Origin of the sequence: Acinetobacter modestus (assembly GCF_014636095.1) — a bacterium.
GTDB lineage: Bacteria > Pseudomonadota > Gammaproteobacteria > Pseudomonadales > Moraxellaceae > Acinetobacter > Acinetobacter modestus.
Genome location: NZ_BMDV01000004.1, coordinates 1 through 14,340, shown reverse-complemented (window position 1 = coordinate 14,340; position 14,340 = coordinate 1). Strand labels below are relative to the sequence as shown.

At 37.6% G+C, this 14,340-nt stretch carries 12 protein-coding genes; 9 read left to right on the top strand and 3 right to left on the bottom strand.

Annotated features, from left to right (window positions below; genetic code table 11):
- Positions 1–62: 62 nt before the first annotated feature.
- The 5 genes from lpdA (at position 63) to IEV17_RS10220 (ending at position 5,089) form a co-directional block, all read left to right on the top strand.
- On the top strand, positions 63–1,496 hold the full coding sequence (lpdA, locus tag IEV17_RS10240; protein ID WP_004664442.1) for a dihydrolipoyl dehydrogenase: 1,434 nt from the start codon (positions 63–65) through the stop codon (positions 1,494–1,496).
- 136 nt (positions 1,497–1,632) lie between these two features.
- On the top strand, positions 1,633–2,799 hold the full coding sequence (gene sucC, locus IEV17_RS10235; protein WP_004664440.1) for an ADP-forming succinate--CoA ligase subunit beta: 1,167 nt from the start codon (positions 1,633–1,635) through the stop codon (positions 2,797–2,799).
- A gap of 12 nt (positions 2,800–2,811) precedes the next feature.
- On the top strand, positions 2,812–3,702 hold the full coding sequence (gene sucD, locus IEV17_RS10230; protein WP_004664438.1) for a succinate--CoA ligase subunit alpha: 891 nt from the start codon (positions 2,812–2,814) through the stop codon (positions 3,700–3,702).
- A gap of 253 nt (positions 3,703–3,955) precedes the next feature.
- The gene (locus tag IEV17_RS10225) at positions 3,956–4,591 is read left to right on the top strand and encodes an esterase/lipase family protein (protein ID WP_004664437.1); all 636 of its coding nucleotides are present in this window, start codon (positions 3,956–3,958) and stop codon (positions 4,589–4,591) included.
- Positions 4,592–4,861: 270 nt separating this feature from the next.
- Entirely contained in the window at positions 4,862–5,089 is a 228-nt protein-coding gene (locus IEV17_RS10220) for a hypothetical protein (RefSeq protein WP_004664435.1), read from the top strand.
- Positions 5,090–5,181: 92 nt separating this feature from the next.
- Here the strand turns inward: IEV17_RS10220 and IEV17_RS10215 are convergent, their stop codons facing one another.
- The 3 genes from IEV17_RS10215 to trpS all read right to left on the bottom strand — a co-directional run bounded on the left by IEV17_RS10215 (position 5,182) and on the right by trpS (position 8,994).
- Entirely contained in the window at positions 5,182–6,891 is a 1,710-nt protein-coding gene (locus tag IEV17_RS10215) for a flotillin family protein (protein ID WP_004664433.1), read from the bottom strand.
- A 30-nt stretch (positions 6,892–6,921) separates the two neighbouring features.
- Positions 6,922–7,566: a YqiJ family protein gene (locus tag IEV17_RS10210; RefSeq protein WP_004664432.1), complete on the bottom strand. Its 645-nt coding sequence runs from the start codon at positions 7,564–7,566 to the stop codon at positions 6,922–6,924.
- Positions 7,567–7,980: 414 nt separating this feature from the next.
- Complete coding sequence (trpS, locus tag IEV17_RS10205; RefSeq protein ID WP_004664430.1) at positions 7,981–8,994, bottom strand: tryptophan--tRNA ligase; 1,014 nt, start codon at positions 8,992–8,994, stop codon at positions 7,981–7,983.
- 165 nt (positions 8,995–9,159) lie between these two features.
- Here trpS and IEV17_RS10200 point away from each other — a divergent pair, with 165 nt between their 5' ends.
- The 4 genes from IEV17_RS10200 to IEV17_RS10185 form a co-directional block, all read left to right on the top strand.
- Positions 9,160–10,083, top strand: a complete 924-nt coding sequence (locus IEV17_RS10200; protein ID WP_004664428.1) for a DUF808 domain-containing protein — start codon at positions 9,160–9,162, stop codon at positions 10,081–10,083.
- Positions 10,084–10,125: 42 nt separating this feature from the next.
- A complete protein-coding gene (ypfJ, locus tag IEV17_RS10195; protein ID WP_004664427.1) occupies positions 10,126–11,019 on the top strand; it encodes a KPN_02809 family neutral zinc metallopeptidase in 894 nt (297 codons plus the stop codon).
- Between the two features lie 260 nt (positions 11,020–11,279).
- Positions 11,280–12,779, top strand: coding sequence for a cation:proton antiporter (locus IEV17_RS10190; RefSeq protein WP_004664425.1), 1,500 nt, complete (start codon positions 11,280–11,282; stop codon positions 12,777–12,779).
- A 401-nt stretch (positions 12,780–13,180) separates the two neighbouring features.
- The coding region (locus IEV17_RS10185) for a BapA/Bap/LapF family prefix-like domain-containing protein (protein ID WP_188363582.1) at positions 13,181–14,340 on the top strand (1,160 nt) is incomplete at its 3' end.

The following is a 14,340-nucleotide window of genomic DNA, read 5'->3' as shown; positions in this document are numbered from 1 at the left end:
CAGTCACGGTATTTCCCCTCTTTGCAAAGAGGGGGTTAGGGGGAGATTTAAGGAATAGAAAAATGTCTCAACAGTTTGATCTTGTTGTCATTGGCGGTGGACCTGGTGGTTATGAAGCGGCGATTCGTGCAGCTCAACTCGGTTTCAAAGTCGCTTGTATCGAAAAACGTATTCACAACGGTAAGCCATCTTTGGGTGGTACATGTTTAAACGTGGGTTGTATCCCTTCTAAAGCATTGCTTGATTCTTCTCACCGTTACGAAGCAACAATTCATGAGCTTGCTGAACACGGTATCACGACTGGCGAAGTTAAATTTGATTTAGATACTTTGTTAGCACGTAAAGACAAAGTTGTTGATCAATTGACGGGTGGTGTTGCTCAATTACTTAAAGGTAATGGTATCGAGTGGTTACAAGGTACTGGTAAATTACTCGCAGGTAAAAAAGTAGAATTCACACCGTTTGAAGGTGAAGCACAAGTTTTAGAACCTAAATATGTCATTCTTGCGACTGGTTCTGTACCTGTAAATATTCCAGTAGCTCCAGTTGATGAAGACTTAATCGTTGATTCTACTGGCGCATTAAAATTCCCAGAAGTCCCTAAACGCCTTGGTGTTATTGGTGCGGGTGTTATTGGTTTAGAACTTGGTTCTGTATGGCGTCGCCTTGGTTCAGAAGTTGTTGTGTTCGAAGCATTAGATGCTTTCTTACCAATGGCAGACAAAGCATTGGCAAAGGAATATCAAAAAATCTTGAAAAAACAAGGTTTGGATATCCGCATTGGTGCGAAAGTTTCTGGCGCTGAAACCAATGGTCAAGAAGTAACGGTTAAATACAACCAAGCTGGCGAAGACAAAGAACAAGTTTTTGACAAGCTTATCGTTTGTGTAGGCCGTAAAGCATATGCAGAAGGTTTATTGGCAGAAGATTCTGGCATTAAATTGACTGAACGTGGTTTGGTTGATGTGAATGATCAGTGCCAAACATCTGTAGAAGGTGTTTACGCGATTGGTGACTTGGTACGCGGTCCAATGCTTGCTCATAAAGCAATGGAAGAGGGCGTAATGGCAGTTGAACGTATACACGGACATGCTGCTCAAGTGAACTATGACACAATCATCAGCGTTATTTATACACATCCAGAAGCTGCTTGGGTTGGTTTAACTGAAGAACAAGCTGCTGAAAAAGGTCACGAAGTTAAAGCAGGTCAATTCCCGTTTGCGGTGAATGGTCGTGCGTTGGCTGCTGGTGATACTGCTGGTTTTGTGAAGTTCGTTGCTGATGCAAAAACTGACCGTTTATTAGGTATGCACGTTGTGGGTCCAAATGCATCTGATATCGTACATCAAGGTATGATCGCACTTGAATTTGTATCTTCAATTGAAGACCTACAATTAATGACTTTTGGTCATCCAACTTTCTCAGAAGTTGTACATGAAGCCGCGCTTGCTGTTGATGGTCGTGCCATCCACGCGATTCAACGTAAACGTAAATAACAAAATAAGTGTGGTTCGCCACACTTTTTAATTAATGATGGTTGAAATAAAAACAATCATTTACTCAACTTGTAACAGTCTATAATTTATAATATATCTAGACTGTATGACAATAAACTACATAGTAGGTAACTGAATGAACTTACATGAATATCAAGCTAAAGCATTATTGAAAAAATATGGTATGCCAGTACAGGAAGGTATCTTGGCAACAAATGCAGATGAAGCCGTTGCTGCGTTTGAACAGCTTGGTGGTAAATTTGCTGTAATGAAAGCACAAGTTCATGCTGGCGGTCGTGGTAAGGCTGGCGGTGTAAAAGTTGCGAAATCAAAAGAAGATGTTATCGAATTTGCAAACAATATTATTGGTACGCGTCTTGTAACGTATCAAACAGATGCAAATGGCCAACCAGTAAATAGTATTATTGTTGCTGAAGATGTATATCCAGTTGAGCGTGAGCTTTATTTGGGTGCGGTTGTAGACCGTTCTAGCCGTCGTATTACTTTCATGGCTTCTACCGAAGGTGGTGTAGAAATCGAGAAAGTTGCAGAAGAAACTCCTGAAAAAATTATTAAAGTTGAAGTCGATCCACTTGTTGGCTTACAACCATTCCAAGCGCGTGAAGTTGCATTTAAATTAGCATTAAAAGATAAACAAGTTGGTCAATTTGTTAAAATCATGACAGCTGCATATCAAGCATTTGTAGAAAATGATTTTGCTTTATTTGAAATTAACCCACTTTCAGTACGTGAAAATGGTGAAATTTTGTGTGTTGATGCAAAAGTTGGCATTGACTCAAATGCGTTATACCGTTTACCAGAAGTTGCTGCTTTACGTGATAAATCTCAAGAGAATGAGCGTGAATTAAAAGCATCTGAATTTGATCTTAATTATGTTGCTCTAGAAGGTAATATCGGTTGTATGGTCAACGGTGCTGGTCTTGCAATGGCAACAATGGACATCATCAAACTTTATGGTGGTCAGCCTGCAAACTTCCTTGACGTTGGTGGCGGTGCAACGAAAGAGCGAGTAATCGAAGCGTTCAAAATCATCCTTGCTGATACGTCTGTTCAAGGTGTTTTAATCAACATCTTTGGTGGTATCGTACGTTGTGACATGATTGCTGAAGCAATTATTGCAGCGGTTCAAGAAGTAAATGTCACTGTACCCGTTGTTGTTCGTTTAGAAGGTAACAATGCTGAGTTAGGTGCTAAATTACTTGATGAATCTGGTTTGAAATTAATTTCTGCGAATGGTTTATCTGATGCCGCAGAAAAAGTTGTAGCTGCAGTGAAAGCGTAAGGAGTATCAATCATGAGCGTATTAATTAATAAAGACACTAAAGTATTGGTACAAGGTTTTACTGGTAAAAACGGTACTTTCCACTCTGCACAAGCTTTAGACTACGGCACAAAAGTTGTTGGTGGTGTTACTCCAGGTAAGGGTGGTACAACTCATCTTGAACTGCCTGTATTCAACACGATGAAAGAAGCGGTACGTGAAACAAATGCAGATGCATCTGTAATTTATGTACCAGCACCATTCGTTTTAGACTCAATCGTTGAAGCGGTTGATTCAGGTGTTGGTTTAATCGTTGTGATCACTGAAGGTGTTCCAACAATCGACATGCTTAAAGCGAAACGCTACTTAGAAACTAACGGTAACGGTACTCGTTTAGTTGGTCCTAACTGCCCAGGCGTGATCACTCCGGGTGAATGTAAGATCGGGATTATGCCTGGCCACATCCACCAACCAGGTCGTATTGGCATTATTTCACGTTCAGGTACATTGACTTATGAAGCTGTTGCTCAAACAACTAAGCTTGGTTTAGGTCAGTCGACTTGTATCGGTATCGGTGGTGACCCAATCCCAGGTATGAACCAGATTGAAGCACTTCAATTGTTCCAAGATGATCCAGATACGGATGCAATCATCATGATCGGTGAGATCGGTGGTACAGCGGAAGAAGAAGCTGCTGAATTCATCAAATCTAACGTGACTAAGCCAGTAGTCGGTTACATTGCTGGTGTAACTGCGCCTAAAGGTAAACGTATGGGTCACGCTGGTGCGATCATTTCTGGCGGTCAAGGTACTGCTGAAGAGAAATTCGCTGCATTTGAACGTGCAGGAATGGCTTACACTCGTAGCCCAGCTGAGCTTGGTTCAACGATGTTGCAAGTTTTAAAAGAGAAAGGTTTAGCGTAATTCGTTAGATTTTAATCTTTAAAAAACCCTAATGGAGACATTGGGGTTTTTTATTGTGGGAATATCATCTACCAAATTTACATTTAATTTGTGAAAGAATCCCCATTATAAAATACTTGACATGGTTATTTTGTATTCGTACTTTATAAGATAAGTTTCAATACTAGCAATAAATTAATGGAAGTTATATATCTAATTTTTGGAAAGTTATATGGCAATTTGCCGTATAACGTTAGTTAGGTCTTAAAGCGCTATGCAAGCATTATTCGTACATGGAATGGGGCGCTCGCCTTTATCTGGTTGGCCAATGCTTCGCCACATTAAAAAGGCTGGCATTACAACTAGGTGCTTCGGCTATTCTGTAAGCTTACAATCGTTTTCTGAAATTCAAGTTCGCTTGACTAGATGGATTGAAGAAATCGCAGCAAAGGGAGATTATGTACTGATAGGTCATTCCCTTGGGGGAGTGCTAATCCGCTCTGCTTTAAGTTCGCTCCCAGCAGAAACAAACCAGCCCAAACACATCTTTCTGCTTGGTTCTCCAATCCAAGCCTCACAACTTGCTCAGCGTTTCAACAGGAACTTCCTGTTTCGCTCAGTCACACGTGACTGTGGTCATCTGCTTAGTTCGATAGAGCGAATGGCAGCTATACCGTGTACTGAACATTCAACCACAGGCATTGCTGGTATTAAAGGGCTTTCAGGAAAACTGAGCCCATTCAGAACAGAATTTAACGATGGAATTGTCTCGTTATCTGAGGTAAGTGCCGATTGGCTTACAGATCAAGTCAAGTTACCTATTATCCATAGCCTACTTCCATCTAGTAAACAAGTTGCACAAATCATCATTCAACGCATTAATTGCAAAGATACCCATGCTCAGTTTTGAAATCAAATTCCTTAATCTATGAGCCTGAAATCTCATGTACTACAACAATGACTAATTATTTTGCTTCATTCAACTATTTTGGATTGCAGTGAAGACTTTTGTGCACTCTTTGATTGTATTAAACTAGCATTTGATAATGAAATTATTGATAAACGTGTTTTTATGACTGCTTTGTTGGCTGGGATTGAGTCAACTTCTTAATTCAATTTGTTTCATTACATAGATCAACAGTAGTAGAACGATGAGTTAATTAGTCTAAGGCTAAGATAAATGATTAAAGAAAAATTAATTTATAGTATTAAGCAGTTTATAGATAAAAAAGATATATCTATTAAGAATGCACAAAGAATAGAAGTTTTTCTTGATAATTTAAAGTCTGAGGAAGAGTTGATAAATAATATGGTTCTAATTTTAGCTTCATATGTGTATGGAGGCGGAGAGTACATGTATGATGAAGATGAGGTAATTGCAGAATTGAAGAAAATCTTAATTTTTTAAAATGATGCTTAAACTCCACTAGTTATCTATTTATATTTTTTAGATGAAAAAAAGAGCCTTATTACTAAGACTCTTTTATAGATCAACAATGTTTATTCAGCTTTGGGTTTTAACCCTTGAGTCAAACCATTGATATCACCACCTTGTAAGCCAAGTTCATTCATTAAACTATCAATGAGCGGTGCTTGTGAACGATAGCGTAGGGCACTATTCACTACTTGATCAGATAAAGACGTTTGACCATTTTCAACTGAGGCGCTTCCAACAGTCCCACCACTAGCAAATTCATTTAACCCATTTACCTGTAAAATCTTGATGTCATCAATATTTTCCATTGGTTTAACACTTTCACGAATGATCTCTGGTAAATGCTTTAACAATGCCAAACGAACTTGCATTTCCACTTGCTCAGCAGAAAGAGTATTGGCGGCTTCATTCACTGCACGAGCACCTTCCGCATCAACCTGATATTGTTTCTCTAAAGCTTGGGCAAGCAATATTTTAGCATCGGCTTCACCTTTCGCTTTTAAGCGAATTTTTTCAGCATCTGCTTCAGCAGCAATACGCACAGCTTCCGCTTCATCAGCAGCGGCTTTTTTACCTGCATCGGCGGCAACGGTAATTGCAATCGCTTCTTTTTCAGCAGTCTGTTTGGCTGCAACCAGTTCAACCGCTTTTTGACGTTCAGCACGTTGTGTTTCACGTACAGTTACAACTTCTTCTTCGGCTTTTACGGCTTCGGCACGGGCTTTATCTGCTTGGGCTTTGGCTTCTGATTCAGCACGAGATTTTTCAGCAATCGCAATGGCACGATCTTGCTCAGCCAATTCAATGGTTTTCTTTTGTTCAACCTGCGCCTTTTGAATCAATTGTGCCTTTTGGATATTTTCATTCTCAACATCACGGGCAGAGGCAATACGTTTCAGCTCAACTTCACGTTCCGCAGCGATACGAGCTTCTTCAGCTTCACGTTTTTTACCTGCTTCTTGTGATGCGATTTCAGCAGTTTGTTCTGCTTTACGAATTGAAATTTCACGCTCTTGTTGTAGCTTGGCATATTCCTCTTCACGAGAAATTTCCAAACGAGCACGTTCAGCTTCCAAATTTTTAGCACGAATTGCCAAGTCCGCATCTTGTTCAATATCGTTACGTTTTTTACGACGATCTTCAATAGTTTCAGTTAGTTTGGTTAAACCTTCTGCATCAAAGGCGTTCTGTGGATTAAAGAATTTAAAACTGGTCTGGTCTAAACCAGTCAATGACACTGTTTCAAGTTCTAAACCATTTTTAGATAAATCTTCAGAAACGACTTGCTGAACTTTCTGTACAAAGTCCACACGTTTTTCATGTAGTTCTTCCATTGCCATCTCAGCAGCAACAGCACGTAAAGAGTCAACAAATTTACCTTCTACCAAGTCTTTCAATTCTTGAGGCGACATGGTTTTTCGACCTAATGTTTGGGCTGCCGTTGCAATTGATTCACCAGTAGGTTTGACTCGAACATAGAATTCAGCCATGACATCGACACGCATACGATCACGAGTGATCAGTGCTTGATCTGCTGCCCGTTTAACTTCGAGGCGCAGCGTATTCATATTCACAGGAATAATTTCATGTAAAACAGGGAGGACAATTGCTCCTCCGTTCAGAATAACTTTTTCACCTCCAAAACCTGTTCGTACAAAGGACACTTCTTTGCTGGAACGGGTATATAGGCGAGCAATCACAACACCGATAAAAATGAGTGCTGCAAAAATAATACCTGTGATGATTAAAATTTCAGTCAATGCTGAACTCAACATTTAAAATCCCTCATTAAATTAATATATAAATTAAGCAGTAATTGCTTGGAATCCAATTTTTGTTCTTTGGGTTAAAATCACATCTTGCCCTTGATAAAAAATAATATCTAACTCAGGTTCAACCAAGACATAATGGGTTTGACCAAATTGATCTTTTACCTTTGCTTGAGCAGGGGAGTTTTGTTTGGCTTGTCCTAAAATAATTTGTGCTGTACGACCAATCAGCTCATCACTATGAATAGCTGTGGTTTCATCTTTTGGAATAATTTTACTGATCAATGCTGCACTTGTTCTCACTAGTGGCATACATAAAAATAAACACATAGGAGCAATGATCCAAGCAGATAAATAATGCTCGGTTAAATGGAAAAAAATATCCTGAATAATGAGACCTGTGAGTGAGTAGACCGTTAAAAAGATAATTAACCAAATGAGAAGAGGAACTTTTCCTAAATAAAGCCATTCTAAAAGCTGAGTAAAAATACCGTCAGTATGTTCAATAGAAATATCTGCATGATCAACATCAACTAGACTGTCTGGTAAAAATTGATCAATGAAACTACTACTACCGCCAAATAATAATAAAATTAATTCTAGAGCACCTATAAATAGGCATAGCATTAATGAAATACTAAAAACAATGTTTGATGGATGTGTTAATAAATCCCATATCATTTGTATTACTCTTATTTCTTTTAGAGATAATTAATAAAATTTTTATAAAAATAAATCATTTATAAGATTAAATGTAACTTGATTTAATTTCAACCCAAATCATTAATATTATTAAAGACAAAAAAAACGCAATGATTGGGGTAGTCATTGCGTTGAACAACGAATCTGCAGAAACAGTTTCGGTTGAAAGGAGAAATGTCATGAGATTAGTGTTTACTAATCTACTTGGCTATAGTACAAAAAAACCTGACAGAGTTCATAGGTATTCATGTAAACTAGTGTTAATGGATGTTAATATGTGACAAAAATTGTTAGTTATCGGGTTGTTACCGAGGTCTAAAGCTAAATTTAAATAAGATATTTACATGAAAAAAGCCTAAATATTAGGCTTTTTTGCGATAAAAGTAACGTAAATTAGAATTTAAACAAACCTAATCCACTTTTCACTTCATCTAATGTTTGTTGAGTAATATCACGACATTTATCTGTACCATGTTTTAAAATGTCCATAATATAATCAGGATCTTTTTCGAGTTCAGCTCTGCGTTCACGAATCGGTAAGATTAATTCTTTGAGTACACCTTCTAGGCGTTTTTTCACTGTACCATCACCTAAACCACCACGACGGTAATGCGCTTTTAGTTCTTCGATTTCTTCTTTATTTGGATCAAACGCATCAAGGTAAGTAAATACAATATTACCTTCGACTTGACCTGGATCTTCAATTCTTAAGTGATTTGGATCGGTATACATCGCATTGACTGCTTTTTTAATATCTTTATCAGAAGCATTCAGGACAATCGTATTGCCGAGTGATTTAGACATTTTAGCTTTACCATCAAAACCAGGTAAACGCCCCATATTCGATAATAATGCTTTACATTCAGGTAATAAGTCATGACCAATTTGGCGGTTAACACGACGGACAACTTCATTGGTTTGTTCAATCATTGGGATTTGATCTTCGCCAACAGGTACTACAGTCGCTTTAAATGCGGTAATGTCTGCTGCTTGAGCCACTGGATAACATAAAAAGCCAGCAGGAATATCTCGTTCAAAACCACGCATTTGAATTTCTGACTTAATGGTTGGATTGCGTTCTAAACGAGCAACCGTCACAAAGTTCAGATAGAGCATGGTCAGTTCATTGAGAGCAGGCAAGCATGATTGGACACAGATCGTTGTTTTAGTTGGATCAATACCAACTGCCAAATAATCTAATGCAACTTGAAGAATATTATTACGGACTTTATCTGGATTATCAGCATTATCAGTGAGTGCTTGAGCATCTGCTAATAAAAGGTGTTGATGATGACTGTCTTGTAAACCAACACGAGAGCGTAATGAGCCAACAAAGTGTCCAAGATGAAGTTGTCCAGTAGGGCGGTCGCCTGTCAAGATGATTGGACGTTGATCAGCATTACTCATGATATGTTCCAAGATTCAGTAGTTTCATAAATATAAAGATTGATATTATTGTACGGGAAATAAAATTTTTTCGTCAGCGATTGCTTAAACTTTTTCTTAAAATAATGTTGTGAATTTATTGAGGAATTCTACAATAGCGAAATAAATACAAACTGGGAAATAAAAATGGCGAGTGGTTTATTGTTATTACTCGATGATATTGCAACGATTTTAGATGATGTTGCGGTAATGAGTAAGATGGCTGCAAAAAAAACAGCAGGGGTGTTGGGTGATGATTTAGCTCTAAACGCGCAGCAAGTCAGTGGCGTACGCGCAGATCGAGAGTTGCCTGTGGTATGGGGAGTTGCTAAGGGTTCTTTCGTTAATAAACTTATCTTGGTTCCATTAGCATTACTGATTAGTGTAGTTGCACCTTGGTTAATCAATCCTTTATTAATGATTGGCGGTTTATTTCTATGTTATGAAGGAGTAGAAAAAGTTGTACACATGCTCCAACACAAAAAAGCAAAAACAGCTGAGGAGGCCAATGAAAGCTTGGAACAGATCGAAATAGATTTAGACAAGTTTGAAAAAGAAAAAGTAAAAGGTGCGATTCGTACCGATTTTATTTTATCTGCTGAAATTGTGGTGATTTCGTTAGGTACAGTTGCAACAGCAGCTTTTATGACTAAAGTGACTGTATTAAGTGTTATTGCAATCGTAATGACCGTAGGTGTTTATGGTTTTGTTGCAATGATTGTGAAAATTGATGATTTAGGCTTATATTTAACACAACAAGCATCTTCGTTAAAAAATAAAATAGGTCGAGGTCTACTCGCATTTGCTCCTATTCTAATGAAAACATTATCTATTGTTGGAACGGTTGCAATGTTTTTGGTAGGTGGTGGAATTATTTCGCATACAGTTCCTTTATTACATCATTTTACTGAAGAAACCGTAGACCATTTAGAGTTGATTCCAAGTTTTGGTTCAATTATTGGTGCATTAACACCAACTTTGATTAATCTGGGAATAGGCTTTATTGCAGGTGCTGTTGTATTAATGGTTGTTATGCTTATTCAAAAATTTTGGTCAAAAGCATCTGCATAAATAAAATGCTCAATCACCATCATTATCATATGTGAGGTTAATATGCGTTGGAAAGGTCGTCGTGTCAGTACCAATGTTGAAGATCGTCGTGGTGGTGGCGGAGCAAAAGCAGGTGGTATCAGTATTATAGGTTTGATCGTTGCATTTGTTGCGTGGAAGTTTTTTGGAGTAGATCCGCAACAAGCCTACCAAGCAACTCAAGCGGTTACCAGTGCCCAATCTTCGCAAGAGGGTGCTGCGCCACAAAATTTAACTGCTGAACAGAAAGAGGCAAGTGATTTTGTTGGAACTATTCTTGCGGATACAGAAGATACTTGGACTCCGATTTTTCAAAAACTTGGCATGACTTACACGCCACCACGCTTAGTTTTGTTTAGCGGTGTCGATAAATCAGCTTGTGGTAGGGCACAAGCAGCAATGGGACCGTTTTATTGTCCTGCGGATCAAAAAGTTTATATCGATACTGCTTTCTTTAAAGATATGCGTCAGCAAATGGGTATTTCTGGTGAGCAGAATCAGACAGAACTTTCTCGTCAAGATCAAGCAGGGGATTTTGCACAGGCTTATGTTATTGCGCATGAAGTCGGGCATCATATTCAAAATCTATTGGGCATCTCTGGTCAAGTACAGCAAGCACGTGCACAAGCTAGTCAAACACAAGGAAATCAGCTTTCTGTCCGTTTAGAATTACAGGCGGATTGTTTTGCTGGTATTTGGGCGCATCAGAATCAACAGCGCACTCAATTTTTAGAGCAGGGTGATATTGAAGAAGCGATGGATGCTGCCGAGAAAATTGGCGATGACTATTTACAACGTAGAGCTACAGGTCAGATTGTTCCCGATAGTTTTACACATGGTAGTAGTGAACAACGAATGCATTGGTTTCAGCAAGGTCTGAAATCTGGAGATATCAATCAATGTGATACTTTTAAGTGAAAATGATGAATATTTGTCCTTGATTTTTATACGGAAGATATACGATTTATAAGAAAAATTAACGTAAAATTAAATTGTCTATACTGATTTGAGGATGATGGGTTTATTACTGCATCTAAGTTATCTCTTTTGAAATAAAAAAATTGCTGTATAGACACTAATTTTTCACTCAGTTTTAGAATAATCCATTCATAAATTTTATCGACATTAAATTTTAAAATTTAAGTAACGTATCTTATTGAAAATAAGTTAGAGGATGTATGGGGAATTATTTTCTATTACAGGCATTAACCGTAATTTTTGCATTATCCATTGCAACGACCATTTTTAATAAAAGAATCTTAGGATTCCCACAGGCAATTGGTGTGCCGATTGTGTCGGCAATTTTTGTCTTTATTTTACAGTGGGGAGCCAGTTTATTAAATGGAAATGAGTTTGTTACGATTAATATTCATAATATTGAAGCCGCAGTACGTGAAATTGATTTTTATGATTTTTTAATTAATGGTGTAATTTGCTTTATCCTAACGTCTTCTGCTTTAAAGTTTAAAATTTCAGATCTACGTAATTACTGGAAGCCAATCAGTATATTAGCAACGATTGCTTTAGTATTATGTGCCGGTTTTTATGCGGGAATTTTATATTTTTTCCAATGGGCAGTGGGCTATCCTGTTCCGATTTCAGTTTTATTGCTACTCGGCGCGGCCTTGGGAGCAACCGATCCAATTGGAATTAAAGGCGTATTAAGTTCCATTCGTGCACCTCATCACTTAATTGTAAAACTAGAAGGCGAATCTTTATTTAATGATGCGATGTGTATCGCTTTGTTTATGACTTTACTGAAAGTTTTACAAGGTGAGCACTTCTCATTGCTTGCGACCGTTGAAACATTATTATATGAAATTTTTGTCGCAGTGATTATTGGTTTCGCATTTGGCTTTGGAATTTTGCGGTTATTGCGTGGTAAGCATGAGATGGAGTCACTAATTTTAACGACTGCATTACTTGCGAGTGGTTCATATCTGGTTGCGTTATTTGCGCATGCATCTGCGCCAATTGCTTGTGTAATTGGCGGTTTAATTGTTGGGAATAAATGGCAAGAAATCCGTGAACAACGTGAAATTCGTGAAGTAAATCATTTCTGGCATACAGTTGAAGGCATTATTAATTCATTTCTATTTACATTGATTGGTTTAGAATTATTTATTTTAGATTTAAGTGTAAATTTAATTATTGGTGGAATTGTTTCTTTCTTAATTCTTCATTTTTCAAGATTCGCAGCGAATTTCTCCGCTTTTGCTTTATTTCCTTCATTTCGATACAAAAGTTACAATGGTAGCTTAACTATTCTGTCATGGGGTGGCGTCCGTGGGGGTATTTCATTGGCTTTAATTTTAGCTGTTGCGAACATTCCTCAGCTCAGTCCTTATAGCAGTATTTTAATTGGATATACTTTTATTAGCGTACTTTTATCTGGTGTTGTATGTGGCTTAGGCTTACCCGCTGTCATGAATACTTTTTATTATAACCCAAATGAGCAAACAGAGGGTCTAAAAGGTTTTTATCAACAGATGTGTAATAAAATGAACCGACGTGGTTTTAAATATATCGTTGGTGAAGATGCTTTAGGTAAAGAAATAATAACAATTTATAATCCAGAAATTTTATTAGATCAAAAATCAGATGATGGCGTGGCAACAGTCCACCACCCAAATAAAAGAGATGAAGTAAGGCGTTTAGAAAATCCCAATAATTTTTAATATTATATTTTATTCTTTTGATAAAAAGCCTTTAGTGAATATTAAAGGCTTTTTTATTTTATGGTTTTAAAATTTCTAAAAATTATTTTAACCGATCTTAAAATTCTTTTTAGGAACTAACTAATATTATTTTATATATTTATTAAGAAATGTAATTTTAATAACTATTAAAAAGGTATTTTAAATATTTTTTATTTAAAAATCATTTGTTTATTTTGGTGTAATTAATTGTGTCAATGTAATTGTTTAATACATGGTTTTTGTGAGCTATTTAACATTTTTTTTATTTGATTTAAAGTGATGTTGTGAACTATGTCACTAGAAACAATAACTTAAATCTAAAGTAACAACTTAATTAAAAACTAGTTAGAAATTAATAATTTATAATGAGGAATATAATCATGGCTGAAATACAAATTATTTCCAAGGAAAGTCATAAAACCCTTGCAAATACGACGGCAAAAACAGCTTCACTATCATCTTCTGAACCGGCAGTTGTATTAGTTAAGATTCCTACAACTGATATTTCGGCAGTGAAAAGAGATGGAGCGAATGCTGTTGTTCTATTAAAAAATGGAGAAATGATCGTAATTCAAAATTTCTTCAGCGAGAGTGCTAGCCTAGATAATAGCCTTGTATTTCAAGGGGAAAATGGTCAGCTAATTTGGGCAAGATTTAAAGATGCAGAAAATGATGCAGATGCAGATAGTGACGCAGATGCAGATAGTGATTCTGACCATGAAGGTGCAGTTTATTTAGAAGAAACACCAGCAGCAGTTCCTGAAGTTGCACAAGCGCCAGTTTCAGATGTTGTTTTTCAACCAATTCAATCTGTTGAACCCTTACTTTATCATGAAGGTGGATTAAGCCCTTGGTTATGGGCGATACCACTTGCTATTGGCGGTATTGCTGCGGCTGCAGGCGGTGGTGGCGGGAATGATAATAACAATAATACTCCTCCAGATACTACGCCACCGAATACAAGTAATGTTGGATTCAATATCAATCAAGTCACCGCGGACAATGTGATCAATATTGCTGAATCATCAAGTAATGTCACCATTACAGGAACGTTGACAAATATCCCAGCGGATGTAGTAACTACAGTAGTGACGGTGGTTGTGAACGGCGTCAGTTATAACGCGACTGTAAATACTACGAATGGTACATGGAGTGTGAGTGTACCAGGCAGTGGTTTATTGGCAGATGGAGATAAAGTCATTGATGCCACTGTGAAATTCACAGATGCAGCAGGGAATAGCAGCACAGTTAACGATAGTCAAAGCTATGGTGTGGATGTCACTGCACCGAATGCACCAGATATTAATCCAATCAATGCGACAGATCCGATCACCGGTACAGCAGAACCGGGTTCAACCGTAACGGTAACCTTCCCGGGTGGCGGTACAGCAGTTGTAGTTGCGGGACCAGACGGTAGTTGGACGGTACCAAATCCAGGTTTAAATAACGGAGATACAGTTACTGCAACTGCGACTGATCCAGCAGGAAACCCATCACAACCAGCAACAGAAACAGTCGATACGCTTAGCCCAGTAACAGA